General features: G+C 49.6%; 23 protein-coding genes. 9 read left to right on the forward strand and 14 right to left on the reverse strand.

Translation table 11 applies throughout. The features are described from left to right. Nucleotides 1-10: 10 nt before the first annotated feature. The gene (gene hutW, locus ESM_RS0122250) at nt 11-1,348 is read right to left on the reverse strand and encodes a heme anaerobic degradation radical SAM methyltransferase ChuW/HutW (protein WP_001095703.1); all 1,338 of its coding nucleotides are present in this window, start codon (nt 1,346-1,348) and stop codon (nt 11-13) included. Nucleotides 1,349-1,367: 19 nt separating this feature from the next. Then, on the reverse strand, nt 1,368-2,291 hold the full coding sequence (gene shuT, locus ESM_RS0122255; RefSeq protein ID WP_010381027.1) for a heme ABC transporter substrate-binding protein ShuT: 924 nt from the start codon (nt 2,289-2,291) through the stop codon (nt 1,368-1,370). 776 nt (nt 2,292-3,067) lie between these two features. Here shuT and chuA point away from each other — a divergent pair. After that, on the forward strand, nt 3,068-4,957 hold the full coding sequence (gene chuA, locus ESM_RS0122270; RefSeq protein ID WP_306173772.1) for a TonB-dependent heme/hemoglobin receptor ChuA/ShuA: 1,890 nt from the start codon (nt 3,068-3,070) through the stop codon (nt 4,955-4,957). Between the two features lie 48 nt (nt 4,958-5,005). Beyond that, nucleotides 5,006-6,034, forward strand: coding sequence for a hematinate-forming heme oxygenase ChuS (gene chuS, locus ESM_RS0122275; protein WP_001017197.1), 1,029 nt, complete (start codon nt 5,006-5,008; stop codon nt 6,032-6,034). 61 nt (nt 6,035-6,095) lie between these two features. Here chuS and ESM_RS0122280 read toward each other — a convergent pair whose 3' ends face one another. The 6 genes from ESM_RS0122280 to ESM_RS1000000128750 all read right to left on the reverse strand — a co-directional run bounded on the left by ESM_RS0122280 (nt 6,096) and on the right by ESM_RS1000000128750 (nt 10,342). Further along, a complete protein-coding gene (locus ESM_RS0122280; protein ID WP_000478606.1) occupies nt 6,096-6,626 on the reverse strand; it encodes a helix-turn-helix domain-containing protein in 531 nt (176 codons plus the stop codon). 142 nt (nt 6,627-6,768) lie between these two features. Next, nucleotides 6,769-7,335, reverse strand: a complete 567-nt coding sequence (gene slp / locus ESM_RS0122285; protein WP_001044202.1) for an outer membrane lipoprotein Slp — start codon at nt 7,333-7,335, stop codon at nt 6,769-6,771. Nucleotides 7,336-7,725: 390 nt separating this feature from the next. Beyond that, nucleotides 7,726-8,151, reverse strand: coding sequence for a glutaredoxin-dependent arsenate reductase (gene arsC, locus ESM_RS0122290; RefSeq protein ID WP_000065763.1), 426 nt, complete (start codon nt 8,149-8,151; stop codon nt 7,726-7,728). Nucleotides 8,152-8,163: 12 nt separating this feature from the next. After that, entirely contained in the window at nt 8,164-9,453 is a 1,290-nt protein-coding gene (arsB, locus tag ESM_RS0122295) for an arsenite/antimonite:H(+) antiporter ArsB (RefSeq protein WP_001517288.1), read from the reverse strand. Between the two features lie 54 nt (nt 9,454-9,507). Beyond that, on the reverse strand, nt 9,508-9,861 hold the full coding sequence (arsR, locus tag ESM_RS0122300; RefSeq protein WP_000025636.1) for an As(III)-sensing metalloregulatory transcriptional repressor ArsR: 354 nt from the start codon (nt 9,859-9,861) through the stop codon (nt 9,508-9,510). Nucleotides 9,862-10,168: 307 nt separating this feature from the next. After that, nucleotides 10,169-10,342: a hypothetical protein gene (locus ESM_RS1000000128750; protein ID WP_016262638.1), complete on the reverse strand. Its 174-nt coding sequence runs from the start codon at nt 10,340-10,342 to the stop codon at nt 10,169-10,171. Nucleotides 10,343-10,369: 27 nt separating this feature from the next. Between ESM_RS1000000128750 and dinQ the strand changes: the two genes are divergently transcribed. Beyond that, complete coding sequence (gene dinQ, locus ESM_RS01000000125680) at nt 10,370-10,453, forward strand: damage-inducible type I toxin DinQ (protein ID WP_001295215.1); 84 nt, start codon at nt 10,370-10,372, stop codon at nt 10,451-10,453. Nucleotides 10,454-10,506: 53 nt separating this feature from the next. Here the strand turns inward: dinQ and gorA are convergent, their stop codons facing one another. Both gorA and rlmJ read right to left on the reverse strand, forming a co-directional pair. Further along, nucleotides 10,507-11,859: a glutathione-disulfide reductase gene (gene gorA, locus ESM_RS0122315; RefSeq protein WP_000160783.1), complete on the reverse strand. Its 1,353-nt coding sequence runs from the start codon at nt 11,857-11,859 to the stop codon at nt 10,507-10,509. Between the two features lie 71 nt (nt 11,860-11,930). Then, on the reverse strand, nt 11,931-12,773 hold the full coding sequence (rlmJ, locus tag ESM_RS0122320; protein ID WP_001517285.1) for a 23S rRNA (adenine(2030)-N(6))-methyltransferase: 843 nt from the start codon (nt 12,771-12,773) through the stop codon (nt 11,931-11,933). A 262-nt stretch (nt 12,774-13,035) separates the two neighbouring features. Between rlmJ and prlC the strand changes: the two genes are divergently transcribed. Then, nucleotides 13,036-15,078 (forward strand): oligopeptidase A, encoded by a 2,043-nt coding sequence (prlC, locus tag ESM_RS0122325; protein WP_000184159.1) that lies wholly within the window; start codon nt 13,036-13,038, stop codon nt 15,076-15,078. A gap of 7 nt (nt 15,079-15,085) precedes the next feature. Further along, nucleotides 15,086-15,838, forward strand: a complete 753-nt coding sequence (rsmJ, locus tag ESM_RS0122330) for a 16S rRNA (guanine(1516)-N(2))-methyltransferase RsmJ (RefSeq protein ID WP_000686602.1) — start codon at nt 15,086-15,088, stop codon at nt 15,836-15,838. 47 nt (nt 15,839-15,885) lie between these two features. Here rsmJ and dtpB read toward each other — a convergent pair whose 3' ends face one another. Next, nucleotides 15,886-17,355 (reverse strand): dipeptide/tripeptide permease DtpB, encoded by a 1,470-nt coding sequence (gene dtpB, locus ESM_RS0122335; protein WP_001098671.1) that lies wholly within the window; start codon nt 17,353-17,355, stop codon nt 15,886-15,888. Between dtpB and ESM_RS1000000129325 the strand changes: the two genes are divergently transcribed. Continuing rightward, complete coding sequence (locus ESM_RS1000000129325) at nt 17,310-17,663, forward strand: hypothetical protein (RefSeq protein ID WP_071985614.1); 354 nt, start codon at nt 17,310-17,312, stop codon at nt 17,661-17,663. The genes dtpB and ESM_RS1000000129325 overlap by 46 nt on opposite strands. On the opposite strand, the gene uspA is transcribed toward ESM_RS1000000129325, so the two are convergent. Continuing rightward, a complete protein-coding gene (gene uspA, locus ESM_RS0122340; protein WP_000323571.1) occupies nt 17,664-18,098 on the reverse strand; it encodes a universal stress protein UspA in 435 nt (144 codons plus the stop codon). Between the two features lie 390 nt (nt 18,099-18,488). Between uspA and uspB the strand changes: the two genes are divergently transcribed. Continuing rightward, nucleotides 18,489-18,824 carry a universal stress protein UspB gene (gene uspB, locus ESM_RS0122345; RefSeq protein ID WP_000626185.1) on the forward strand — a complete coding sequence of 112 codons (336 nt, stop codon included), beginning with the start codon at nt 18,489-18,491 and terminating at the stop codon, nt 18,822-18,824. Nucleotides 18,825-18,891: 67 nt separating this feature from the next. On the opposite strand, the gene pitA is transcribed toward uspB, so the two are convergent. Continuing rightward, entirely contained in the window at nt 18,892-20,391 is a 1,500-nt protein-coding gene (gene pitA, locus ESM_RS0122350; protein ID WP_000902773.1) for an inorganic phosphate transporter PitA, read from the reverse strand. Between the two features lie 230 nt (nt 20,392-20,621). Here pitA and ESM_RS0122355 point away from each other — a divergent pair, with 230 nt between their 5' ends. After that, nucleotides 20,622-21,815: an NAD(P)/FAD-dependent oxidoreductase gene (locus ESM_RS0122355; RefSeq protein ID WP_000439152.1), complete on the forward strand. Its 1,194-nt coding sequence runs from the start codon at nt 20,622-20,624 to the stop codon at nt 21,813-21,815. A 99-nt stretch (nt 21,816-21,914) separates the two neighbouring features. Here ESM_RS0122355 and ESM_RS0122360 read toward each other — a convergent pair whose 3' ends face one another. Next, nucleotides 21,915-22,967 carry a DUF2776 family protein gene (locus ESM_RS0122360; RefSeq protein WP_010381050.1) on the reverse strand — a complete coding sequence of 351 codons (1,053 nt, stop codon included), beginning with the start codon at nt 22,965-22,967 and terminating at the stop codon, nt 21,915-21,917. Between the two features lie 529 nt (nt 22,968-23,496). Between ESM_RS0122360 and ESM_RS1000000129330 the strand changes: the two genes are divergently transcribed. Further along, complete coding sequence (locus tag ESM_RS1000000129330; protein WP_214678606.1) at nt 23,497-23,610, forward strand: hypothetical protein; 114 nt, start codon at nt 23,497-23,499, stop codon at nt 23,608-23,610. The last annotated feature ends 21 nt before the right edge of the window (nt 23,611-23,631 follow it).

Below are 23,631 nucleotides of genomic sequence, written 5' to 3' on the forward strand. Positions count from 1 at the left end.
GTCACTCCTGTTATGGTTTTTCAAGCGCAATCGCTGGCGCATTAAGTATCTGAATTAGCTCATTAAGAGACTGCAAAATGTTGCTTGCCCAGAAACGACCTTCATTGGTCAACCGCAGGCAAGTTGAAGCATCGCGGCTTAAGCCTTTTTGGTGCCACTGAGCCAGTAACGGTGCGAGTTTTTCGGCATGTGGCGTAAGTTCGTCCAGCGGTACACGCGCCGTTTCAATACCCGACTGCAAGGTATGACGCCACTGCGCGTTACGTTCGGCGTTACGCATGAGCATCATCAACGGTTTTTTGCCTGCCGCGACGGATTCATGCCAGGTCTGAAGATTGCGTTCGTTCATCCAGGAGTAACCATTAATCGAACCGCCTGCGCCGGAACCAAAGGCCAGACAATCGGCACCTTGCTTAATCAGCAAGTTATAGAGATTGCGTTCGCGTGTGGTGCGGCCCCAGTGGCTGTTACTGATGCAGCGCCAGCCCGCGTCTTCCATAAAATCACATCCTTGCAGGTAAAGATCGCGACGTTCTGCCGGAGAGGGCACGGTAGTGCGCCCGTTTTCCACGGCTTTGCCCAGCGGCGTGTTGGGAAGGACGTTGAGCGCATAGAGATCGACGCCGTCGAGGCCGATATCACGGGCAATAGCCAGATCTTCTCCCCAGGTTTGTGCATCCTGACCAGGCAGGCCAAACAGCAGGTCGCAGACCACCGCAGCACGGTCGCGTTTGACCAGGCTTTCCATAAACGCAATGGCAGTTGGGCCATCTGAGGTGCGTGCCATCTTCTTGCGGATTTTGCTGTTAAATGACTGAATGCCAATCGAGAAGCGGTTTGCTCCCGCATCAAGGCAAGCGTCGATTCGGTCAGCGTCAAAATTCAGCACCCGGCCTTCAATCGTGATTTCGCAATCAGGTGCCAATGGCAGCTTTTCTCGTAATGTGGTGATGATTCTGGCCAAATCGCGTGCCGAAAGCGCGGAAGGCGTACCGCCACCGAAATAGACCGCATGGATGGGCGCGGACTGATGCAATACGTTGTCTGACTCCAGTTCGATTTCTCGAATCAGGGCGTCGGTATAATGAGCACACGCATCTTCATTAAAACGATTCTGATAAAAACCGCAAAACGTGCAGTGTGTCGCACAAAATGGAATGTGCAGATAAACCAGTCGTTTACGTGGTGTTGCTGTTTGGTTGATCATCGCTTGCCAGGTTTGCGCCAGTTGCTCTTTGGCGACCGGAATAGCCCCGCGAAATGGCATCATGGCGCGTCTGTCTTTAAATGGCTGCGCACCGTCTAAAGCAAAATGTGGCTTGAGATCTAACGTAGTATTCGTATTCATATGTCTGATTCAAATCCATTTATTGCGGCCAAAGTTGCTGGTGTAACGACTCAACGACATCAGCAATACGCGGGCCCATTCCCAGAATCAGGTTTTGATCAACGGTGATAATACGCTGGTTCTTCCAGGCGGCAGTGTGGGTAATTCCGGCAATAGAACGCAGACGATTAATATCGCCATCGACCATTTGTGAGGTTACGACAATCACTTCAGGGTTAGCCGCAATCAGCGATTCCGCGCTGTAGCTTTTGTATTGCTGGTGGGTAGCGACATTTTCTGCTCCGGCAAGCGACAAAATGGCGTCTGCGACGCTGCCTTTACCGGCAACCTGTGGCGCACTGCCGCCAGCAGAGAGAATAAACATCGCTTTAACCGGGGCTTTTTTTGCCGCCACGCTTTGCTGTACTCGCTCCAGGCGTTGATTAATTTGTGTCACCAGCGCGTCACCTTGTTCAGGAACCTGTAACGTTTTTGCCAGTTGATGAATGTTGGCGTACATCTGCTCAAGGGTGGCGGGTACACGCGGCAGAGTGACGACATTGACCTTTTGCGCCCGTAGCTGGTCGAGCACAATTTGCGGTCCTGCATCCTGCCAGGTAATTACGCTATCCGGGCGAAGTGACAAAATGCCTTCGCTGCTTAGCTGTTTCCAGTAGCCAATATGCGGCAGTTTGGCGGTTTCTGGTGGATAAGATGTCGTTTCATCGACACCAACCACGCGGTCGCCAGCGCCCATCGCGTAGATCAGCTCCGTCAGTGATCCTCCTGCGACCACAATGCGTTCGGCAGCCGTTGCACTAAAGGCCCAGCTAAGTGCCAACACTGCCGTAAACAGTTTTTTCATGGGGATACGTTTTACAGTGGTCTTCGCGGTGGAGGCCATAACTGAAATACATAACGTTAGTGGGGAAAAAAGAAACAGCCTGTTGGTGATCCTTGGCATCATATGAGAACTCGTATCAAATTGAGAATGATCATGATTATCATTTGAGTTATATATGAAACACAACCATCGATTCAATACACAAGGTGTTACAAGCGTATTTATTTTTGATTTTTATCAAGATGCTTCGTCAGCTAACGTTATTGTTGCCGACTAAATTTCAGGGCGGGAAAAAGCGGAGATCTCAGGGATATTGCGGCTTACAGAGCGAAGAGATGGGGAAATTATTGCCGTTAACGACAAAGCTTCGTGATGACGCCGTGAGGAATTACCACAAGAACAGGATGGTTTCCAGGAGACAAGATAGATGTCATAACCCCCTGTTTATTGTGCTAATAGCGGTTAAAAAAAAGCTTGATCATAAAAAATTGATCGATAATAATTCTCATTATCACGCTTGGCTTTAACAAAATATGACTATATGGATAACAAAATCATAGCTTTTGCGAAGGATAACGCACAGCACTCTTCACTTCAGACGTGGTGTACCACTTTGCCTGACAAAGAGGGCGTGCTTTTGCGCAATGGTCAGAAATACCAGGTAATTTCACGGGATATAAACGCCAATTAACTCACCCGGCTAATACTATCGCGTTGAATCACAAATAAATTTATTTTTCGCCAGCCACCCCGGTTTTTACCCAGGCAGCCAGCATTTTTTATTTTCCTCATGGAGAATCGCTATGTCACGTCCGCAATTTACCTCGTTGCGCTTGAGTTTGTTGGCTTTGGCTGTTTCTGCCAGCTTGCCGACGATTGCTTTTGCTACTGAAACCATGACCGTTACGGCAACAGGGAATGCACGCAGTTCCTTCGAAGCGCCAATGATGGTCAGCGTTATCGACACTTCCGCCCCTGAAAACCAAACGGCTACGTCAGCCACCGATCTACTGCGTCATGTTCCAGGGATTACCCTTGATGGTACTGGGCGTACAAATGGACAGGATGTGAATATGCGTGGCTATGACCATCGCGGTGTGTTGATCCTTGTTGATGGTGTTCGTCAGGGAACCGATACCGGGCACCTGAATGGGACTTTCCTCGATCCGGCGCTGATCAAACGTGTTGAGATTGTCCGTGGACCTTCGGCATTACTGTATGGCAGTGGCGCATTGGGAGGGGTTATCTCCTACGATACGGTCGATGCAAAAGATTTATTGCAGGAAGGACAAAGCAGCGGTTTTCGTGTCTTTGGCACTGGCGGCACGGGAGATCATAGCCTGGGGTTAGGCGCGAGTGCTTTTGGGCGAACGGAAAATCTGGATGGTATTGTGGCCTGGTCCAGCCGCGATCGTGGTGATTTACGCCAGAGCAATGGCGAAACCGCGCCGAATGATGAGGCCATTAATAACATGTTGGCGAAAGGGACCTGGCAAATTGATTCTGCCCAGGCTCTGAGTGGATTAGTGCGTTATTACAATAACGACGCGCGCGAACCAAAAAATCCGCAGACCGTTGAAGCTTCTGACAGCAGTAATCCGATGGTTGATCGTTCAACGATTCAACGTGATGCGCAACTTGCTTATAAACTCGCGCCAGTGGGCAACGACTGGTTAAATGCCGATGCAAAAGTTTACTGGTCGGAAGTCCGTATTAATGCCCAGAACACGGGGAGTTCCGGCGAATATCGTGAACAGACAACAAAAGGTGCCAAACTGGAGAACCGCTCCACGCTGTTTGCCGATAGTTTTGCTTCTCACCTGCTGACATATGGCGGTGAGTATTATCGTCAGGAACAGCATCCGGGCGGTGCGACAACGGGCTTCCCGCAAGCGAAAATCGATTTCAGCTCCGGCTGGCTACAGGATGAGATCACCTTACGCGATCTGCCGATTACCCTGCTCGGCGGAACCCGCTATGACAGCTATCGCGGCAGCAGTGATGGTTACAAAGATGTTGATGCCGACAAATGGTCGTCTCGCGCGGGGATGACTATCAACCCGACCAACTGGTTAATGTTATTTGGTTCGTATGCCCAGGCATTCCGCGCGCCGACGATGGGTGAAATGTACAACGATTCTAAGCACTTCTCGATTGGTCGCTTCTATACCAACTATTGGGTGCCGAACCCGAACTTACGTCCGGAAACCAACGAAACTCAGGAATACGGCTTTGGGCTGCGTTTTGATGACCTGATGTTGTCCAATGATGCCCTGGAATTTAAAGCCAGCTACTTTGATACCAAAGCGAAGGATTACATCTCCACAACCGTCGATTTCGCGGCGGCGACAACCATGTCTTATAACGTCCCGAACGCCAAAATCTGGGGTTGGGATGTAATGACGAAATATACCACTGACCTGTTTAGCCTTGATGTGGCCTATAACCGTACCCGCGGCAAAGACACCGATACCGGAGAATATATCTCCAGCATTAACCCGGATACCGTTACCAGCACCCTGAATATTCCGATCGCCCACAGTGGCTTCTCTGTCGGCTGGGTTGGTACGTTTGCCGATCGCTCAACACATGTCAGCAGCAGTTACAGCAAACAACCAGGCTACGGCGTGAATGATTTCTACGTTAGTTATCAAGGACAGCAGGCGCTCAAAGGCATGACCACCACTCTGGTACTGGGCAACGCCTTCGATAAAGAGTACTGGTCACCGCAGGGTATCCCGCAGGATGGTCGTAACGGAAAAATTTTCGTGAGTTATCAATGGTAATCATCAGCCCCGATATTTCGGGGCATTTATCTGGAAGGAAGAGAGACAATGAACCACTACACACGCTGGCTTGAGTTAAAAGAACAAAATCCCGGAAAGTACGCGCGTGACATCGCAGGTTTAATGAATATCAGCGAAGCAGAACTGGCATTTGCCCGTGTCACGCACGATGCGTGGCGGATGCGCGGCGATATTCGTGAAATTCTCGCGGCGCTGGAAAGCGTTGGCGAAACCAAATGTATCTGTCGTAATGAATATGCTGTTCATGAGCAAGTTGGGGCATTTACCAACCAGCATTTGAACGGCCATGCCGGATTAATACTCAATCCGCGCGCGCTGGATCTGCGTCTGTTTCTCAACCAGTGGGCCAGTGTTTTCCATATAAAAGAAACCACGGCTCGCGGCGAACGTCAGAGTGTTCAGTTCTTTGATCATCAGGGCGATGCGTTACTGAAAGTTTATGCCACCGACAATACCGATATGGCGGCATGGAGCGAGCTTCTGGCGCGTTTTATTGTCGAGGAAAATACGCCGCTTGAGTTAACAACGGTTGATGCACCTGCTGCGCATAGCAACGTCGATGCCAGTGCTGTAGAGCAAGAGTGGCGTGCGATGACGGATGTTCATCAGTTTTTTACGCTGCTCAAGCGGCATAACCTGACGCGCCAACAGGCGTTTAAACTGGTGGCAGACGATCTGGCCTGCAAAGTCGCCAATAGTGCGCTGGCGCAGATTCTGGAATCCGCCCAGCGAGATGGCAATGAGATCATGGTGTTTGTTGGCAACCGTGGCTGCGTACAAATTTTCACGGGTGTGGTAGAAAAAGTGGTGCCAATGAAAGGCTGGCTGAATATTTTCAACCCAACATTTACTCTTCATCTATTAGAAGAGAGCATCGCTGAAACCTGGGTTACCCGTAAACCGACCAGCGATGGCTACGTGACCAGCCTGGAATTGTTTGCCCATGATGGTACGCAGATTGCGCAACTTTATGGTCAACGTACAGAAGGCGAACAAGAGCAAGCGCAATGGCGTAAACAGATTGCGGCACTGACGCAAGAAGGCGTTGCTGCGTAACGCGTCATTGTCCGGAGGTCTGGCTGTCGCCGGGCCTCTTTATAAATATCGGCTGGAGAATTCAGACCAGATAATCAATATGTTGATGCCGTACCAGTTCGTTGATCCGCCTGAGGTTGAGGATCATCATAATATTGTGTTTATGGCAGTAGAATGTTTTTAATGAGATTTTTAGTTTTCCCAGAATATCTTCTGTCGTCATTTGATTTGCAATGCAGGTCAGAACCTGATGCTGTTTGCGCGAGAGTGACACATCCGCTTCTGGCGCAGAACAGTAACTGCCATTGAGCAGCGCGACAAAGTCAATAATCGTAATATTTCTCTGAACAAAAGTTACCGGGACTTTCCCCAGACAGCGTTTAATATTAAACGGCGAGAAAACAATGACATGGACAGGTTGCAGACGTTCAATTTTGTTGAGCATTGATGAGTGGAATACATTATTCATTAATGTATCAATAATCACCAAAGCACTCTGATGCAACGTTAAGTCAATCTCTTCTTCGTTCTGTATATGAACGACATTACCCTTACTCAAAATATTTTTCATTGCGGTGAAAAACATGATGTCTTTGGTAATTATAAGAAACATAACCGACTCCTGTTGCGAGCATTAACTTCATAATCAGGTTGCCAAAGGTAATAAACAGGGCAGGACTTATAATTATAGTTGTATATTAATATTCATATTAAAGATGCAGATATTTGGAAAATATCTGCATCTTTAAACTAAATTATTTCACCAGTTCTGGCGTTACCTGGCTAACCGCATTGGTGTAATAAGGTGCGCCCCAGCCGGGTTCTGGCCAGAATGCGCCGTAGCCGTAATCCCACAGGTTGTAGGTGGTGTTGACCACTTCTCTCAAATGCCACACCTGAATCCCCTGTACATTCACGTCAACGAAGTTATACGGGACTTTATTGATAAAACCAGGCTGTTCGCCCTGAATCGTGCCGAGAACGGTGACAAAGTGGTTACGGTAGTTCACTGGGTCAAGGAAGCCATTTTGTCTGGCGAGCAGGCGACCCTGATAGTTGGCTTCAATTTCAGGTTTGGCATAGCTATCCAGCGGTAATACGGCGATTTCTAACAACGTATCTGTTTTGCCGTTAATAACGTTGATAACCTTACCGCCAAAGCGTGCCTGTTGACCAACATACAAATTTGGTTGGTTATGAACAGCAACAAAACTTTTTTGAATATCAGGTTGGTTATTGCCTTTGATATTTTGCGGAATCGAACTACATGCGGCAAGAAAAAATGAAAGGCTGAAGATGAGTGCACCTTTTGTCTTGTTCATGTTACTATCCTTATCAACAAATGTTAAAACCATAATAGATATTTCTTTATGGTTTTCATCCAATTCTCAGGTGATATGCCTGATAGTAATGTAAACCTGTCTGATATTTATATCTTGAACATTAGTCCCAGAGAGAGCATTGCTGTGTGATGTTATTACCCGTCTATTTATAATACTAGTCCTTTATTTAACTATTTTAATTAAATTGTTTTTTCTCTTATGGAACATAGAGTGCTAATTATTATCATTATGGTGATAACTGTTTATTAAAAGGGAAACTATTTATCCGTGAGGGCAGGAAGCGCAATTTACTGAAATTGCACGATCTCGCATCCGCTAAGAAATGATACGCGCTGCGTCAACGATTAGGGGCACAGTCGCCCCCTTTGTTTATTTTAATCGTTTACCTGAATCATCAACCACTTTCTCACCGTCTTCTTTGGTGAACGCCCCTTTCTGAGCATCCGGCAGGATCTCCAGCACTACTTCCGAAGGGCGGCACAGCCGGGTTCCCAACTGTGTTACCACAATTGGACGGTTAATCAGAATCGGGTGTTGCAACATAAAGTCGATTAACTGATCGTCAGTAAATTTATCGTCTGCAAGACTCAGTTCCTCATATGGTTCAACGTTTTTACGCAGCAGCGCGCGTACCGAAATTCCCATATCGGCAATGAGTTTGACCAGCTCGTCACGAGCCGGTGGGGTTTCCAGATAGTGGATAATAGTCGGTTCTGTACCGCTGTTGCGGATCATCTCCAGTGTATTACGCGACGTGCCGCAGGCCGGGTTGTGATAAATGGTAATGTTGCTCATATCAGTATCTCATTACAAAGTGAAAGAGAGACGTAGCGCCAGCGTGACCAGCGTTACAAACAGCACCGGCAGGGTCATAATAATTCCTGTACGGAAGTAATCCCCCCAGCTAATCGTCATATTCTTCTGCGAAAGTACGTGCAACCAGAGCAGTGTTGCCAGGCTACCAATTGGCGTAATTTTCGGCCCCAGATCGCAGCCAATAACGTTGGCGTAAACCATCGCTTCTTTGATCACGCCAGATGCCGTGCTGCCATCAATAGACAACGCACCAACCAGTACCGTAGGCATATTGTTCATAATAGAAGAGAGGAAGGCGGTCAGAAATCCGGTGCCCAGCGTCGCGGCCCACAGACCGTTATCTGCCAATACATTAAGTACGCCAGAAAGGTATTCTGTTAGCCCCGCATTGCGCAGGCCATAAACTACCAGATACATGCCGAGTGAGAAGATGACAATCTGCCAGGGTGCGCCGCGTAGCACTTTACCCGTATTGATAGCATGGCCGCGTTTAGCGATTACAAACAAAATTAGCGCGCCCACTGCCGCAATGGCGCTTACCGGGATACCGAGCGGTTCCAGAACGAAAAATCCCGCCAGCAAAAGCAATAAAACAACCCAGCCCGTTTTGAAGGTGGCAGGATCTTTAATTGCTTCGGCGGGAGATTTCAGCAATGCCATATCGTAGTTCTGTGGAATATCTTTGCGAAAGTAGAGATGCAACATCACCAGCGTGGCCAGTATTGCGGCGATGTCCACCGGCACCATGACCGAGGCATATTCGCTAAAGCCGAGGCCAAAGAAATCTGCCGAAACGATATTTACCAGGTTGGATACGATAAGCGGCAGGCTGGCGGTATCGGCAATGAATCCAGCCGCCATGACGAATGCAAGCGTTGTGCCTTTACTGAAACCTAAAGCCAGCAACATGGCGATAACGATCGGCGTCAAAATAAGTGCCGCGCCATCATTGGCAAACAGAGCCGCAACGGTCGCACCGAGCAGGACTATCCAGGTAAACAGCAAGCGGCCACGCCCATGACCCCAACGTGAAACATGCAGCGCCGCCCATTCGAAAAAACCGGATTCGTCCAGCAGCAGGCTGATGATAATAACGGCAATAAATGCAGTAGTCGCATTCCAGACAATATTCCACACCACAGGAATATCGCCCGGATGTACCACACCCGTAACTAACGCCAGTCCCGCGCCCAACGCCGCACTCCAGCCGATGCCTAAACCTTTCGGCTGCCAGATAACCAATATGATGGTCAGGACAAAAATAGCGCCTGCCAGTAACATAATGCCTCCCTGAAATAACATATGCGAAAATTCATATATGTGTGGGTGAATTTTTTAGCTGCAAATGGTCTTACTGTCTGCGGAACAATTTTGTCGGGCCAGGTTACGGACAATTGCCTGAACATTTTCCTGTTCACATCTCCAGGTCTGCTCAATAATTTTCGCAGCCCAGGAAGGAATATGCGGCGATAAACGGTAATGAACCCACTTACCTTGTTTGCGATCCAGCAATAAGCCGCTTTCACGCAGCAATGCCAGGTGGCGTGAGATCTTGGGCTGTGACTGATTCAGGGCAGTACAGAGATCACAGACGCATAACTCACCCATCTCGCTGAGCAGTAAAACGATACTCAAACGCGTTTCATCGGCAAGAATTTTGAACAGTTGGATGGGTAACAGAATTGACATATTGCGCTCCTGATTGTTGCAGGTAGTGTCTCTCTTCGAAATGAATAAGTCAAAAACATATATGATTTAACGGATGTATAGGTGCAAAGGAAGGTAATGGGTGTGAATTAAGAGTTGGGTATTTATTTGAAAAGGGGTCTGAATCAGGACGTAAAAAAACCGACTTTGCGTCGGTTTTTTACTTTCCAGCCCAGAGTTGGTGGCCCTGGTCGGAGTGAGATAGTCATCATCTAACGCATCAATGCTAATACCATACTGAAACTATTGCAAGGGCATGCTGGTTTTATAAACTATAAGCACTGTATAATTATCCAGTTAGCTCTGAGGCATTTTCACTCTGGTAATGCGCATAAACGCTTTCAAAGTCCTGATCAGTGGTACGGGTGGTGCCGTTAACTGATGCTCTGGCCGGAGTGAGATAGTCGTTATCTAACAATGAGACATGCGCCGTGACAGGCAATGGATGAGTAAGCGGATGCATTCTCACTCCATAGCATGGAGAAAACGGGTGATTGATAAAGCAATCATTGTTCTTGGGGCGTTAATTGCGTTGCTGGAACTGATCCGCTTCCTGCTTCAGCTTCTGAACTGATAGCGGAAACGTAGCTAAGGGCAAAGAGCACACCACTCTTTGCCCTTTAACATTTAACGCATAGTAACGAACTCTTCTGCCGCCGTCGGGTGAATAGCGACGGTGTTGTCGAAGTCTTTCTTGGTTGCGCCCATCTTCAGCGCTACCGCGAAGCCCTGCAACATTTCATCCATACCAAAACCAATACCATGAATACCGACAATCTTCTCTTCTGGCCCAACGCATACCAGCTTCATGCGGCACGGCTGGCGGTGAGTGGTGACAGCGGTATACATGGCGGTGAAAGAGGATTTATACACTTTCACCTGATCGTCGCCGTACTGCTCACGCGCCTGCGGTTCTGTTAAACCAACAGTACCAATCGGCGGATGGCTGAAAACGACGGTCGGAATATTGCTGTAATCCAGATGTTCATCCGGCTTGTTATTAAACAGGCGTTCAGAGAGACGACGACCCGCTGCTACTGCAACCGGCGTCAGTTCCACCGCGCCAGTGTTATCGCCCACCGCGTAAATACCTTCAACGTTAGTATTTTGATATTTATCGACGACGATATAACCTTTTTCGTTGGTTTTAACGCCAGCAGCTTCGAGGTTGATGTTGTCATTGGCAGGTTCACGCCCAATCGCCCAAATCAGGCAATCCACCGTTTCACTGCGACCATCTTCCAGCTCCAGCGTCAGGCTGCCATCGGCATTTTTCACCACCGCTTTCGGGATTGCATTGGTGTGCAGTTGTGGGCCTTCGGCGTTCATCACCTCGACCAGTGTTTCAGTGATCATCGGATCAAAGCTGCGCAGTGGTGCGTGTTTACGCACAAACAGATGCGTTTTCGCGCCGAGGCCGCTAATCACGCCAGCCAGTTCAACGGCGATGTAACCTGCGCCAACAACCGCCACGCGCTCTGGTAAAGCGGGAAGGGCGAAGAAACCATCAGAATCAATGCCGTATTCCACGCCCGGAATATCCGGATGGCTCGGACGGCCACCGGTGGCGATCAGAATATGATCAGCAGTGATGGTTTCACCGTTAACTTCCAGCGTTTTGGCATCAACGAAGCGAGCAAAACCTTTGATTACATCGACGTTATTTTTACCGAGTACGTTTTCATAGGAGGTATGGATACGGTCGATATAGGCGGTACGGCTGGCGATCAATGTATCCCAGTTGAACTTATTAATGGTGGTATCAAAGCCATAATCCGGGCCGTACATGTGGATGGCTTCACGGATTTGCGCCGCGTGCCACATCACTTTTTTCGGCACGCAGCCGACGTTCACGCAGGTGCCGCCCAGTTCTTTGGCTTCAATCAGCGCGCATTTCTGGCCGTACATAGCCGCGCGGTTGATGGAGGCGATACCGCCGCTGCCGCCGCCGATGGCGATGTAATCATAGTGTTTAGTCATGACAGAGTGTCCTTATCGTTGATTACCGCGATTGTAGCGCGAGACGTAAAAGGTGCCAGCAATGGCTGCAATTACTCCGGTACGATCCAGTTTACGGTAGCGTGCCCGGTGCCTGCCGGAACCAGTTTGCTGTGTAGCCACGGCAGCACGTTATTCATTTGCTGTTCCAGCTTCCACGGAGGGTTAATGACAATCATGCCAGAAGCGGTCATGCCACGGCGATCGCTGTCTGGCAGCACCGCCAGTTCAATTTGCAGAATTTTGCGAATACCGGTCGCTTCCAGATCGTGGATCATGCGCTTAATTTGCTGACGCAGCACTACCGGATACCACAATGCGTAAGTGCCAGTGGCGAAACGTTTGTAGCCTTCTGCTATCCCACTGACCACCGCCTGATAGTCTGTTTTCATTTCATACGGCGGGTCGATAAGGATCAGGCCACGGCGGGAGACCGGCGGCAGTTTAGCTTTAAGCTGCAGGAAGCCGTCGGCTTTTTCTACGCGCGCACGGCTGTCTTTCTGAAATTCAGAACGCAGTAACGGATAATCGCTGGGGTGCAACTCGGTCAGTTGCAGGCTGTCTTGTTCACGCAGTAACTGACGGGCAATCAACGGCGAACCAGGGTAATAACGTAGCTGCCCACTACGGTTGAAGTGTTTTACCACATTGATGTACGACTCCAATTCTGCGGGCAGGTCATCCTGCTGCCAGATACGGGCGATGCCTTCGAGATATTCGCCTGTACGCTCGGCATGTTCGCTACTTAACTGATAACGCCCGGCACCCGCGTGGGTATCGAGATAGAGAAACGGTTTATCTTTCTCTTTCAGCGACTCGATGATCAGGCTCTGAACGGTATGTTTAAGGACGTCGGCGTGGTTGCCAGCGTGAAAGCTGTGGCGATAACTGAGCATGGGTAAAGGTGTTCCGGTAAGTAAAAATCGGCCCGTATTCGGGGCGCACAAAAGCGTATCAGAACAGTATACCGAAAAGAGGCCGCTGCCGCGAAAGCGTAACGTTTCTCATTGAAATTCACTACACTTAACCCCATGCTATTACCCATTACGCGTCGGATGGCATCGGCCTACCAAAGTAGGTCGGATAAGACGCCTGCGTCGCATCCGGCGAAAGCGCCTGCGAGCGTTTCGTTCCCCCTATTTAACCAGGACTGTACCTATGACGAATCCGTTACTGACTCCCTTTGAACTCCCGCCGTTTTCAAAAATCCTCCCGGAACATGTGGTTCCAGCCGTCACTAAGGCGTTGAACGACTGCCGCGAAAATGTAGAGCGCGTGGTAGCGCAAGGGGCACCGTACACCTGGGAAAATCTCTGCCAGCCGCTTGCAGAAGTCGATGATGTACTGGGACGTATTTTCTCCCCGGTTAGCCACCTGAACTCGGTGAAAAATAGCCCGGAACTGCGTGAAGCTTACGAACAAACGCTGCCGCTGCTGTCGGAATACAGCACCTGGGTAGGGCAACATGAAGGGCTATATAAAGCGTACCGTGACCTGCGCGATGGCGATTACTACGCCACGCTGAACACAGCGCAGAAAAAAGCGGTTGATAACGCACTGCGTGATTTTGAACTTTCTGGCATCGGCCTGCCGAAAGAAAAACAGCAGCGTTACGGTGAGATTGCTACCCGTCTTTCCGAACTGGGCAACCAGTACAGCAACAACGTCCTCGATGCGACGATGGGCTGGACTAAACTCGTCACCGACGAAGCGGAACTGGCGGGTATGCCAGAAAGTGCGTTGGCTGCGGCAAAAGCTCAGGCCGAAGCGAAAGAACTGGAAGGTTACCTGCTGACGTTGGATATCCCAAGCTATCTGCCGGTAATGACCTACTGCGACAACCAGGCCCTGCGTGAAGAGATGTATCGCGCTTACAGCACCCGCGCCTCCGATCAAGGCCCGAACGCTGGTAAGTGGGACAACAGTAAAGTGATGGAAGAGATCCTCACCTTGCGTCATGAACTGGCGCAATTGCTGGGTTTTGAAAACTACGCCTTTAAATCACTCGCCACTAAAATGGCAGAAAATCCGCAGCAGGTGCTTGATTTCTTAACCGATCTGGCAAAACGCGCACGTCCACAAGGTGAAAAAGAACTGGCGCAACTGCGCGCCTTCGCCAAAGCCGAATTTGGCGTCGATGAGTTGCAGCCGTGGGATATTGCGTACTACAGCGAAAAACAAAAACAGCATCTTTATAGCATCAGCGACGAACAACTGCGTCCGTACTTTCCGGAAAACAAAGCGGTTAACGGCCTGTTTGAAGTGGTTAAACGTATTTACGGCATCACCGCCAAAGAGCGTAAGGATGTCGATGTCTGGCATCCGGATGTACGTTTCTTCGAACTCTATGACGAGAACAACGAACTGCGCGGCAGCTTCTACCTCGATCTGTATGCCCGTGAAAACAAGCGCGGCGGGGCGTGGATGGATGACTGCGTAGGCCAGATGCGTAAAGCCGACGGTTCGCTGCAAAAACCGGTCGCTTACCTGACCTGTAACTTCAACCGTCCGGTGAATGGTAAACCGGCGCTGTTTACCCACGACGAAGTGATCACCCTGTTCCATGAGTTCGGTCACGGCCTGCATCATATGCTGACCCGCATCGAGACCGCAGGCGTTTCCGGTATCAACGGGGTGCCGTGGGATGCAGTCGAACTGCCGAGTCAGTTTATGGAAAACTGGTGCTGGGAGCCGGAGGCGCTGGCGTTTATCTCTGGTCATTATGAAACCGGCGAACCGCTGCCGAAAGAGCTGCTGGATAAAATGCTGGCGGCGAAAAACTACCAGGCAGCGCTGTTTATTCTGCGTCAACTGGAGTTCGGCCTGTTCGATTTCCGTCTGCACGCGGAGTTCCGTCCTGAACAAGGCGCGAAGATCCTCGAAACGCTGGCAGAAATCAAAAAACTGGTTGCCGTGGTGCCGTCTCCGTCCTGGGGGCGTTTCCCACATGCTTTCAGCCACATTTTTGCCGGAGGTTATGCAGCAGGTTACTACAGCTACCTGTGGGCCGACGTGCTGGCAGCGGATGCCTTCTCACGCTTTGAAGAAGAGGGTATTTTCAACCGTGAAACCGGACAGTCATTCCTCGACAATATTCTGAGCCGTGGCGGTTCAGAAGAGCCGATGGAGCTGTTCAAACGCTTCCGTGGTCGTGAACCGCAACTGGATGCGATGCTGGAGCATTACGGCATTAAGGGCTGATCAGTCAGTGAAAATCTGCTTAATTGATGAATCGGGCACCGGAGACGGTGCCTTATCTGTTCTGGCGACCCGCTGGGGGCTGGAGCACGATGAAGACAACCTGATGGCCTTAGTGTTAACGCCGGAGCATCTGGAACTGCGCAAGCGCGATGAGCCGAAACTTGGCGGTATTTTTGTTGATTTTGTTGGCGGAGCGATGGCACACCGACGCAGATTCGGCGGCGGACGCGGTGAGGCGGTAGCAAAAGCGGTGGGCATTAAGGGTGATTATCTGCCGGATGTAGTCGATGCCACTGCAGGTTTGGGGCGCGATGCCTTTGTGCTGGCTTCGGTGGGCTGCCGCGTGCGGATGCTGGAGCGTAATCCGGTGGTTGCCGCGCTGCTCGATGATGGCCTGACGCGTGGCTATGCCGATGCGGAAATCGGCGGCTGGTTACAGGAACGTTTGCAGTTAATTCACGCCTCCAGCCTGACGGCGCTGACCGATATTACCCCGCGCCCACAGGTGGTCTATCTCGACCCGATGTTCCCGCATAAGCAGAAAAGTGCGTTAGTGAAAAAAGAGATGCGCGTGTTTCAGTCGCTGGTTGGGCCGGATCTCGATGCGGATGGGTTGCTGGAGCCTGCTCGCCAGTTAGCGACAAAACGCGTGGTGGTCAAACGGCCGGACTACGCCCCGCCGCTGGCGAATGTCGCCACGCCTAACGCGGTCGTTACCAAAGGGCATCGCTTTGATATTTATGCCGGGACACCAGCGTAAAAGTAAACCGGGTAGCGTTACTGCTACCCGGTTTGCTGCAGGAAAAATTAATTGCTTTCTGGCGTCTCAATCATCCGTTTCAGCCACGGCACCATCAGCAGCATTACCACCGCAACGCCCAGCGTGACCAGACCAATTTTGCTAAACACATCGATGTAGACCGGTAATGTCTGTAGCGGATCGGTAATGTTGTCCGGCACGGCGGTAAATGTCGCTACATAGCCGCCCAGCAAGAATGCGGCTGCCTGCGTCAGGAACCACATCCCGAGAATAAATCCCATCAAATGCTGCGGCACCAGCGCAGCAATCATCGCCAGACCCAGGGCGCTAATAAACAGTTCACCCAGGCTCTGGAACAAGTAAACCAGGACGATAAACCACGGCGATGTCAGTCCCTGGGCATCAGCAAACCACATCCCCGCAGCGGCGGCAGTCAGAAAACCCAATGAACACATAAACATACCAAGGGTGAATTTCATCGGCATCGAGAGATCTTTGCCTTTGCTGCCCAGACGGGTATAGATAGTCGCCAGTACCGGGCTGGCAATGACCACCCAGAACGGATTGAGCGCCTGGAAGCTGACCGGGTTGATGGAAAAGCCGAGGATTTCATGATGCACGTTGTTGATGGCAAAGAAGTTCAGTGATGTTGGCATCTGGGCGTAGAGGATGTAAAACACCACCGCTTCGAGCATCAGCACAAAGGCGACAAACATCTTGTTGCGCCCGGTTTTATCCAGCTTGAATGCCTGACGGAAGAAAATAATGGTGACGACGATGGAGAGGACAATCAGCACCAGGTTGGCAACTTCCACGTTGTGCATCAGCCATGCGCAGACGAAGATCATCACCACGCTGCCAATCAACACGTACAACAGTTTGCTGAAGCTCATTGGTCGAAAGTCTGGCGCAGAACCAATATCTTTTACCATTCCACGACAGGCGATGTAGACCAGTAACGCGACAATTAACCCCGCACCGCACAGATTATAGGTGACGGAATAACCAAATCTGTCAGCGATAACTGGTGCCAGCGATAATGCTATCAACGAGCCGATGTTGATTGACATGTAAAACAGGGTGAAAGCGCCATCGAGCCGCGGATCTTTTGGCGGATAGCACTTAGAAAGCAAGCTGGCAGGGTTGGCTTTAAACAAGCCGTTGCCGACGGCGATAGTCCCCAGCGCGATGAAGATCAGGTCAGGTTTGAGTAACGACATCCCGGTCATAAAGTAGCCAATCGCCAGCACAATTGCCCCGAGAACAATGGTGCGTTTGGTTCCCAATAGATGGTCGCCAACATAACCGCCGATCGAGATAAGGCCATAGACCAGCGCCGCAAAGGCACCAAAGGTGACAAAGGCTTGCTCTTGTGAAAATCCGAGCTGTTTAACGAAGAAAACCGCCAGCACGCCTTGCACGCCGTAGTAGCCGAATCGTTCCCATAATTCGACAAAAAAGATCATAAAAAATGGGCGAGGTTGCTGCAGCATCCCAGTGGGTGTTGTTGTATTCATATTTATTAACCTTCCAATACCGTCCTGAAAAGTATGAACGCGTAAGTGATTGCGCGCGAAAGATTTTACACGCGTCTAAAATTCTTAATATTGATGTAATGAATGCATTAATGCACTATCACAGCAAAAATAACCAGCCAATCATGCTGATGTTTTTATGTGTAATGGCGTTACATGCTTTTTTATGGGGTGTAAATTTGAATTGCTCGCTACGCAGTGAGCTTTCTGACTGCAGATTAACATCGGCTCAAAACAAAAAGCAGAACGCCCGCATGAGCGGGCGTTCAGGAGCAAGTAGAGGGGAATGATTATTCTTCTTCGTCACGCAGTGGAACAATCAGCATATCAACGTGAACGGTGTTGATTAGCTGGCGTGCGGAAGACATCAGTTTGCTCCAGAAGTCCTGGTGATGACCACAAACCACCAGATCCATATCGTATTTCTTGATCGCATCAACCAGAACCTGACCCAGATCGCCGCTGCCGCTCAGGGTTTCAGTAATTGGGTAGCCTGCGTTAGTGGAAAGCTCAGTCAGCGCGTGATGAGTCTCTTCGGAAATGCGTTTCTGCATATCACCCAGATTCACATCAATAAGTCCGGTGTATAGGTCAGAGTAGTTTACATCTACGTGGATCAGAGAAACCTTCGCATTGTAGGGGCGGGCCATAGAGACCGCTTTCTCTACCAGAACTTTGCTTTCCGGGGAGAGATCAACCGCGATGAGAATGTGTTTATAAGCCATAGTGTTACTCCTTCCATAAAGTTGTCGATGACTGGCCAGCTAGCGTTTCTTGTGCCGTTACGTCACCCGCGTCCTGCGAACTACGTGCGCGGGGCTAACCCAGCCGTAAAGATTCAGTGTTAAGACCATCCTTACCTTATAGCGACCTGGATGATCCGTCAATCCGCCTTGCTTACCAATCAGATAATCAAATTTTCGACATGAATATATTGATAGTGGTTAACCTTATGGAAAAAAAACAACCTGATCTCCTACACTATCTATAGAGCCGCTCGGATGTTCGTTACGACAAAAGCGGTTTCTCCAGGACCTGGTGTTAACTGATTGGCAGCGTATCGGGAGCGGTAGCCCCGGGGTGGAACTCCGTGGGCAGGTCGCCGGGGAGGAGGTATGATAAGCACCGTCGCATTATTTTGGGCTTTATGTGTCGTTTGCATTGTTAACATGGCGCGCTATTTCTCATCACTACGCGCGTTGTTAGTGGTACTGCGTAATTGCGATCCATTGCTCTATCAATATGTTGATGGAGGGGGCTTTTTTACCTCACATGGCCAACCCAACAAACAGGTTCGTCTCGTTTGGTATATCTATGCTCAGAGGTATCGTGATCATCACGATGATGAGTTTATTCGTCGCTGCGAGCGTGTGCGTCGGCAGTTTATCCTGACCAGCGCATTGTGTGGTCTGGTGGTGATAAGCCTGATTGCATTGATGATTTGGCATTAAGTACCACGGCAATAAGGCATAAAAAAAGCGGGCCAGAAAACTGACCCGCTCGTTTTTATGCGTGCGATTACAGGAACTGCAAGGAGATCCAGTACAACCCGCCGGAGAGCAGCACTGCAGCCGGGAGGGTAAACACCCAGGCCATCAGAATGCTGGTTACCGTTTTACGCTGCAAGCCACCGCCATCAACGACCATCGTCCCCGCTACGGAAGAGGAGAGTACGTGAGTGGTGGAAACAGGCATCCCGGTATAACTCGCCAGACCGATAGACACCGCTGCCGTCATCTGGGCAGACATCCCCTGAGCGTAGGTCATGCCTTTTTTACCGATTTTCTCACCGATAGTCGTCGCCACACGACGCCAGCCAATCATCGTCCCGATACCTAACGCCAGCGCGACCGCCATGATGATCCATACCGGAGCATACTCGATGGTGCTAAGCATATCGGACTTCAATTTCTTCAACAGACGCTGATCATCCGCAGTGACGCCAGGCATTTTCACCACTTTGTCGATAGTGTCAGAAACGCACAGCATAATGCGGCGCATCTGGCTACGCTGGTCAAGCGACAGCTTGTCGTAGCTTTCCACATCGGCGGTCAACATGCCCTTCAGGCGGTTGAGCGCGTTAATGGTATTCGACGGATGGCAATGGAACTCCGCAGGCTGTGTTGCGCCTGCTTCCGGAGTCGGCACTAACTGATCAGCACCGGTCGCCTGTTTGAGCAGCGCAGGGTGTTGCTCAAAGTAAGCTTCCACGTTGTTGATAGCATCGCGGGTACGAGTGATTTCGTAACCTGTGGCATTCATATTAACCACGAAGCCTGCTGGTGCGACGCCAATCAGTACCAGCATAACCAGACCAATGCCTTTCTGACCATCGTTCGCACCGTGAGAAAACGCCACGCCGACAGCGGAAAGGATCAGTGCGATACGTGTCCAGAACGGCGGCTTTTTCTTACCGTCTTTCTTTTCACGCTCCGCAGGGGTCAGGTGGATACGGGCGCGTTTCTTGGTGCCGCTCCAGTAGCGACGCAGCAAGAAAATCAGACCACCAGCAAACACCAGGCCGACAATAGGGGAAACGATCAGAGATGCGAAAATACTTAATACTTTCGGGATATTGAGTGCATCCACCACTGACGTACCGGTCATCAACGCATTGGTTAAACCAATACCGATAATCGCGCCAATCAGCGTATGGGAGCTGGATGCAGGCAAACCAAAGTACCACGTACCAAGGTTCCAGATAATCGCCGCCAGCAACATAGAGAACACCATAGCAAGGCCATGAGACGATCCCATATTAAGCAGCAGATCTGTCGGCAGCATATGCACAATGGCATAGGCAACACTAAGACCACCCAGCAAAACACCCAGGAAGTTGAACACTGCCGCCATAACCACTGCGAGCTGAGAACGCATCGCGCGGGTATAGATGACAGTTGCCACGGCGTTGGCGGTGTCATGGAAACCATTGATGGCTTCGTAGAACAGCACAAAAGCCAGTGCAAGCAATAATAACAGCCCGGTATGCAAATCCAGGCCAGCAAACAAATGTAGCATAGGACGTTACGCCATTTTGAGGACATGAACGCGGCGCATTATCAGTGACTTTCGCGGCGCGGGCAAAGTGAAATATAGATTTTTTTGATTTGCCTCCTGTATGAATTTCACTCAAAAAATAATTATCTTATATAATTCAGATAAATACTTCCCCTAAGTAATATTGATGCTGGTGCGGCCACTGAGGAATCTTTACAATTCACGCCCATTTTTTCTAAGAGGAGCGCAACGTGGAAAGGTTTGATGCCATTATTATAGGCGCTGGTGCGGCTGGTATGTTCTGTTCTGCGCTGGCAGGTCAGGCAGGGCGCAGAGTTTTGCTGATCGATAATGGTAAAAAACCGGGGCGCAAAATCCTCATGTCTGGTGGTGGGCGCTGCAACTTTACCAACCTTTATGTCGAGCCTGGTGCCTATCTGAGCCAGAATCCGCATTTTTGTAAGTCTGCCCTCGCCCGATTTACGCAGTGGGATTTTATTGATCTGGTCAATAAACACGGCATCGCCTGGCACGAGAAAACGTTAGGGCAACTCTTTTGCGATGACTCCGCACAGCAGATTGTTGACATGCTGGTGGCAGAGTGTGAGAAGGGTAATGTGACCTTCAGATTGCGTAGCGAAGTGCTGAGTGTGGCAAAGGATGAAACGGGTTTTACGCTTGAACTGAATGGTATGACCGTCGGCTGCGATAAACTGGTCATTGCGACCGGAGGCCTCTCGATGCCGGGTCTGGGCGCGTCGCCGTTCGGTTATAAGATTGCCGAACAATTTGGCCTCAACGTGTTGCCGACGCGCGCTGGTCTGGTGCCATTCACACTGCATAAACCGTTGCTGGAAGAGTTACAGGTGCTGGCAGGCGTTGCAGTACCTTCAGTGATCACCGCTGAAAACGGCACGGTGTTCCGTGAAAATTTACTCTTCACGCATCGTGGCTTATCTGGTCCGGCGGTGTTGCAGATATCCAGCTACTGGCAACCGGGTGAATTTGTCAGCATCAATCTGCTACCGGATGTCGACCTGGAAGCCTTCCTTAACGAGCAGCGCAGTGCACATCCGAATCAGAGCCTGAAGAACACGTTGGCGGTTCATCTGCCGAAACGGTTGGTTGAACGGTTGCAACAACTTGGGCAAATCCCGGACGTCCCGCTAAAACAGCTCAACGTGCGTGACCAACAGGCGCTGATTACCACATTGACCGAGTGGCGCGTACAACCCAACGGCACCGAAGGCTATCGCACCGCCGAAGTGACTCTCGGCGGCGTGGACACCAATGAACTCTCATCACGGACGATGGAAGCGCGCAAAGTGTCTGGGCTGTACTTTATTGGTGAAGTGATGGACGTCACAGGCTGGCTGGGAGGTTATAACTTCCAGTGGGCGTGGTCCAGCGCGTGGGCTTGTGCGCAGGATTTGGCGGCAGAATAAGACGTAAAGTACCCCCTCGTTTTCGCAGTGAAATCAGGGGGAATCAACCTGAATAAAGCCCAGATAAGACGCTCAGCGTCTTATCTGAAGTCTTTTCTATTATTTTTTTGCAGACCCTGCTTCTAATATAGAAACGATTGAAAATAGCGTAAAACACACTGCACCTAAGCCAACCAGAACCCGCGAGGGAATAAAGTAAGCCATATCGGTTTGCGCAATCTCTGCAAGGAATGCCGCGAGGAACAGGCAAAACAGACAGGTAAATACGGGTATCATGGGTATTCTGTTGGTTAACGAACAGGCGCGTCTCCAGACCAGCGCCAGCAACCACACTTTGGAGAAAATACTGTAGCAGATCATCCCCAGACAAATGAGAATAATACCCGGAGCCAGACGGGCATTTTCATCTGAACTGATTAATACGTAGATGCCCTGAATAACGGTAAGTGAGCCGAGTAAAATAACCCAATAACACCAGAGCCAATGTTCTTTCGCTGAGAACGTATTCCGCGTTTGATGGATGATGGTAGCAACCAGACCAATAAGACAAGCGCAAATTGCTGTTAGCCCCAGGAGCACATGGCCTGCAACATAATGTGGTGTGATATTTGCGCTGCGTAACAGCACTATTGACCAAATAAAACCGAAGAGAGTGAGCAGAACGGGGATAGCAATTAAGTAATTACCGATAGTTGAAGAATACGCCTGCAATGGTGTTCCATCACTCTTACTACCCGCTGCGTTTTTCGGGATCAGCAGAAAATGCCCGGAAGAGGCCGCCACGGTTGATACGCAGGCGGCAATCATGCCAACACCGAAAATCACATGCCCGGCGACAAATTCATCTGCCATCACATTATCGCTGGCCAGAAATGACCATCCCCAAATCATAGTTGCAATGGAGCCAGCATAACCAATAACAGGGAATAATGTGTTGTAGAGTTTATTCACGCCATGATTTAACTGAGAGATAATAATAAATGCGGTAGTGAACAATGCCAGACATATTGCAGAGAGAGAAATCAGAACATGCCCTGCAACGAAGTATTCACTTTGTCCAGAACCTGCTAATACAAACTCACCTAATGCGATGCATATTACCCCCATTAGCAAAGGGATTAATTTAAATAACCATCCAATATAGATATTCATCTCTATCTCCATATGTTTTTCTGCTAATATCAGAAAACGTATAAGTAGTATTTTCAGCTAATTAAATATAACAATGAGATACCACTAATTGTAAAAAGTAACTTTACTATAGCTGGATTTATTGTTGTAAGTATCGGCTTTTAGAGATGGATTAAAGCTGGTAATTAAATATTTATCCTACGATGAATTCTGAATTAATATATTTTTCTTATTTTCATCGTTGTGTAAGGTGCAGTCTTTTCTCATTCATCACCTTTTCGTAAAAAACGTATTCACATTCGGGAAATATTCGTACTCAAGGGGATAATAACTCTGTGTGATAGTTACATTATTTCCTGTTGTGAAAATTTATGTCGCACAACCTGAGAACCTGTAAAAAGGATTTTTGGTTAAGAACGTAATCGAAATGTAGAACATCGTGGTGTATCACAAGCTGATAGTAATCAAATAGACAACATGAATATAACTGTTAGTATTTAATTGATTTCAATTATGAGTATGCGTGTTTCATTTACGGCCAGGAATGCTGATGATGACAACATTACTACCCGTTTTCACTAAGCCTTCCCCGTTGGTGCTCATCTTGCAGCGCCCTGGCCGCATATGCCGTTTCCTTCTTATCCCGGATGGAAGAATCCGCTGAACGTCGTTCAGTGGCAGTTGT

It is taken from the genome of Escherichia sp. TW09308 (assembly GCF_000208565.1).
GTDB lineage: Bacteria > Pseudomonadota > Gammaproteobacteria > Enterobacterales > Enterobacteriaceae > Escherichia > Escherichia marmotae.

What these genes read in the sequence shown, in the direction of transcription:
- gorA (WP_000160783.1), bottom strand. Translation starts at nt 11,859, where the DNA reads ATGACTAAACACTATGATTACATCGCCATCGGCGGCGGCAGCGGCGGT.
- ESM_RS1000000129325 (WP_071985614.1), top strand. Translation starts at nt 17,310, where the DNA reads ATGGGCGAGGTTGCTGCAGCATCCCAGTGGGTGTTGTTGTATTCATAT.
- arsC (WP_000065763.1), bottom strand. Translation starts at nt 8,151, where the DNA reads ATGAGCAACATTACCATTTATCACAACCCGGCCTGCGGCACGTCGCGT.
- pitA (WP_000902773.1), bottom strand. Translation starts at nt 20,391, where the DNA reads ATGCTACATTTGTTTGCTGGCCTGGATTTGCATACCGGGCTGTTATTA.
- arsB (WP_001517288.1), bottom strand. Translation starts at nt 9,453, where the DNA reads ATGTTACTGGCAGGCGCTATTTTTGTCCTGACCATCATATTGGTTATC.
- prlC (WP_000184159.1), top strand. Translation starts at nt 13,036, where the DNA reads ATGACGAATCCGTTACTGACTCCCTTTGAACTCCCGCCGTTTTCAAAA.
- ESM_RS0122360 (WP_010381050.1), bottom strand. Translation starts at nt 22,967, where the DNA reads ATGAATATCTATATTGGATGGTTATTTAAATTAATCCCTTTGCTAATG.
- chuS (WP_001017197.1), top strand. Translation starts at nt 5,006, where the DNA reads ATGAACCACTACACACGCTGGCTTGAGTTAAAAGAACAAAATCCCGGA.
- shuT (WP_010381027.1), bottom strand. Translation starts at nt 2,291, where the DNA reads ATGCCAAGGATCACCAACAGGCTGTTTCTTTTTTCCCCACTAACGTTA.
- arsR (WP_000025636.1), bottom strand. Translation starts at nt 9,861, where the DNA reads ATGTCAATTCTGTTACCCATCCAACTGTTCAAAATTCTTGCCGATGAA.
- dtpB (WP_001098671.1), bottom strand. Translation starts at nt 17,355, where the DNA reads ATGAATACAACAACACCCACTGGGATGCTGCAGCAACCTCGCCCATTT.
- chuA (WP_306173772.1), top strand. Translation starts at nt 3,068, where the DNA reads ATGACCGTTACGGCAACAGGGAATGCACGCAGTTCCTTCGAAGCGCCA.
- ESM_RS1000000129330 (WP_214678606.1), top strand. Translation starts at nt 23,497, where the DNA reads ATGATGACAACATTACTACCCGTTTTCACTAAGCCTTCCCCGTTGGTG.
- uspB (WP_000626185.1), top strand. Translation starts at nt 18,489, where the DNA reads ATGATAAGCACCGTCGCATTATTTTGGGCTTTATGTGTCGTTTGCATT.
- ESM_RS1000000128750 (WP_016262638.1), bottom strand. Translation starts at nt 10,342, where the DNA reads ATGCATCCGCTTACTCATCCATTGCCTGTCACGGCGCATGTCTCATTG.
- hutW (WP_001095703.1), bottom strand. Translation starts at nt 1,348, where the DNA reads ATGAATACGAATACTACGTTAGATCTCAAGCCACATTTTGCTTTAGAC.
- slp (WP_001044202.1), bottom strand. Translation starts at nt 7,335, where the DNA reads ATGAACAAGACAAAAGGTGCACTCATCTTCAGCCTTTCATTTTTTCTT.
- ESM_RS0122280 (WP_000478606.1), bottom strand. Translation starts at nt 6,626, where the DNA reads ATGTTTCTTATAATTACCAAAGACATCATGTTTTTCACCGCAATGAAA.
- uspA (WP_000323571.1), bottom strand. Translation starts at nt 18,098, where the DNA reads ATGGCTTATAAACACATTCTCATCGCGGTTGATCTCTCCCCGGAAAGC.
- rlmJ (WP_001517285.1), bottom strand. Translation starts at nt 12,773, where the DNA reads ATGCTCAGTTATCGCCACAGCTTTCACGCTGGCAACCACGCCGACGTC.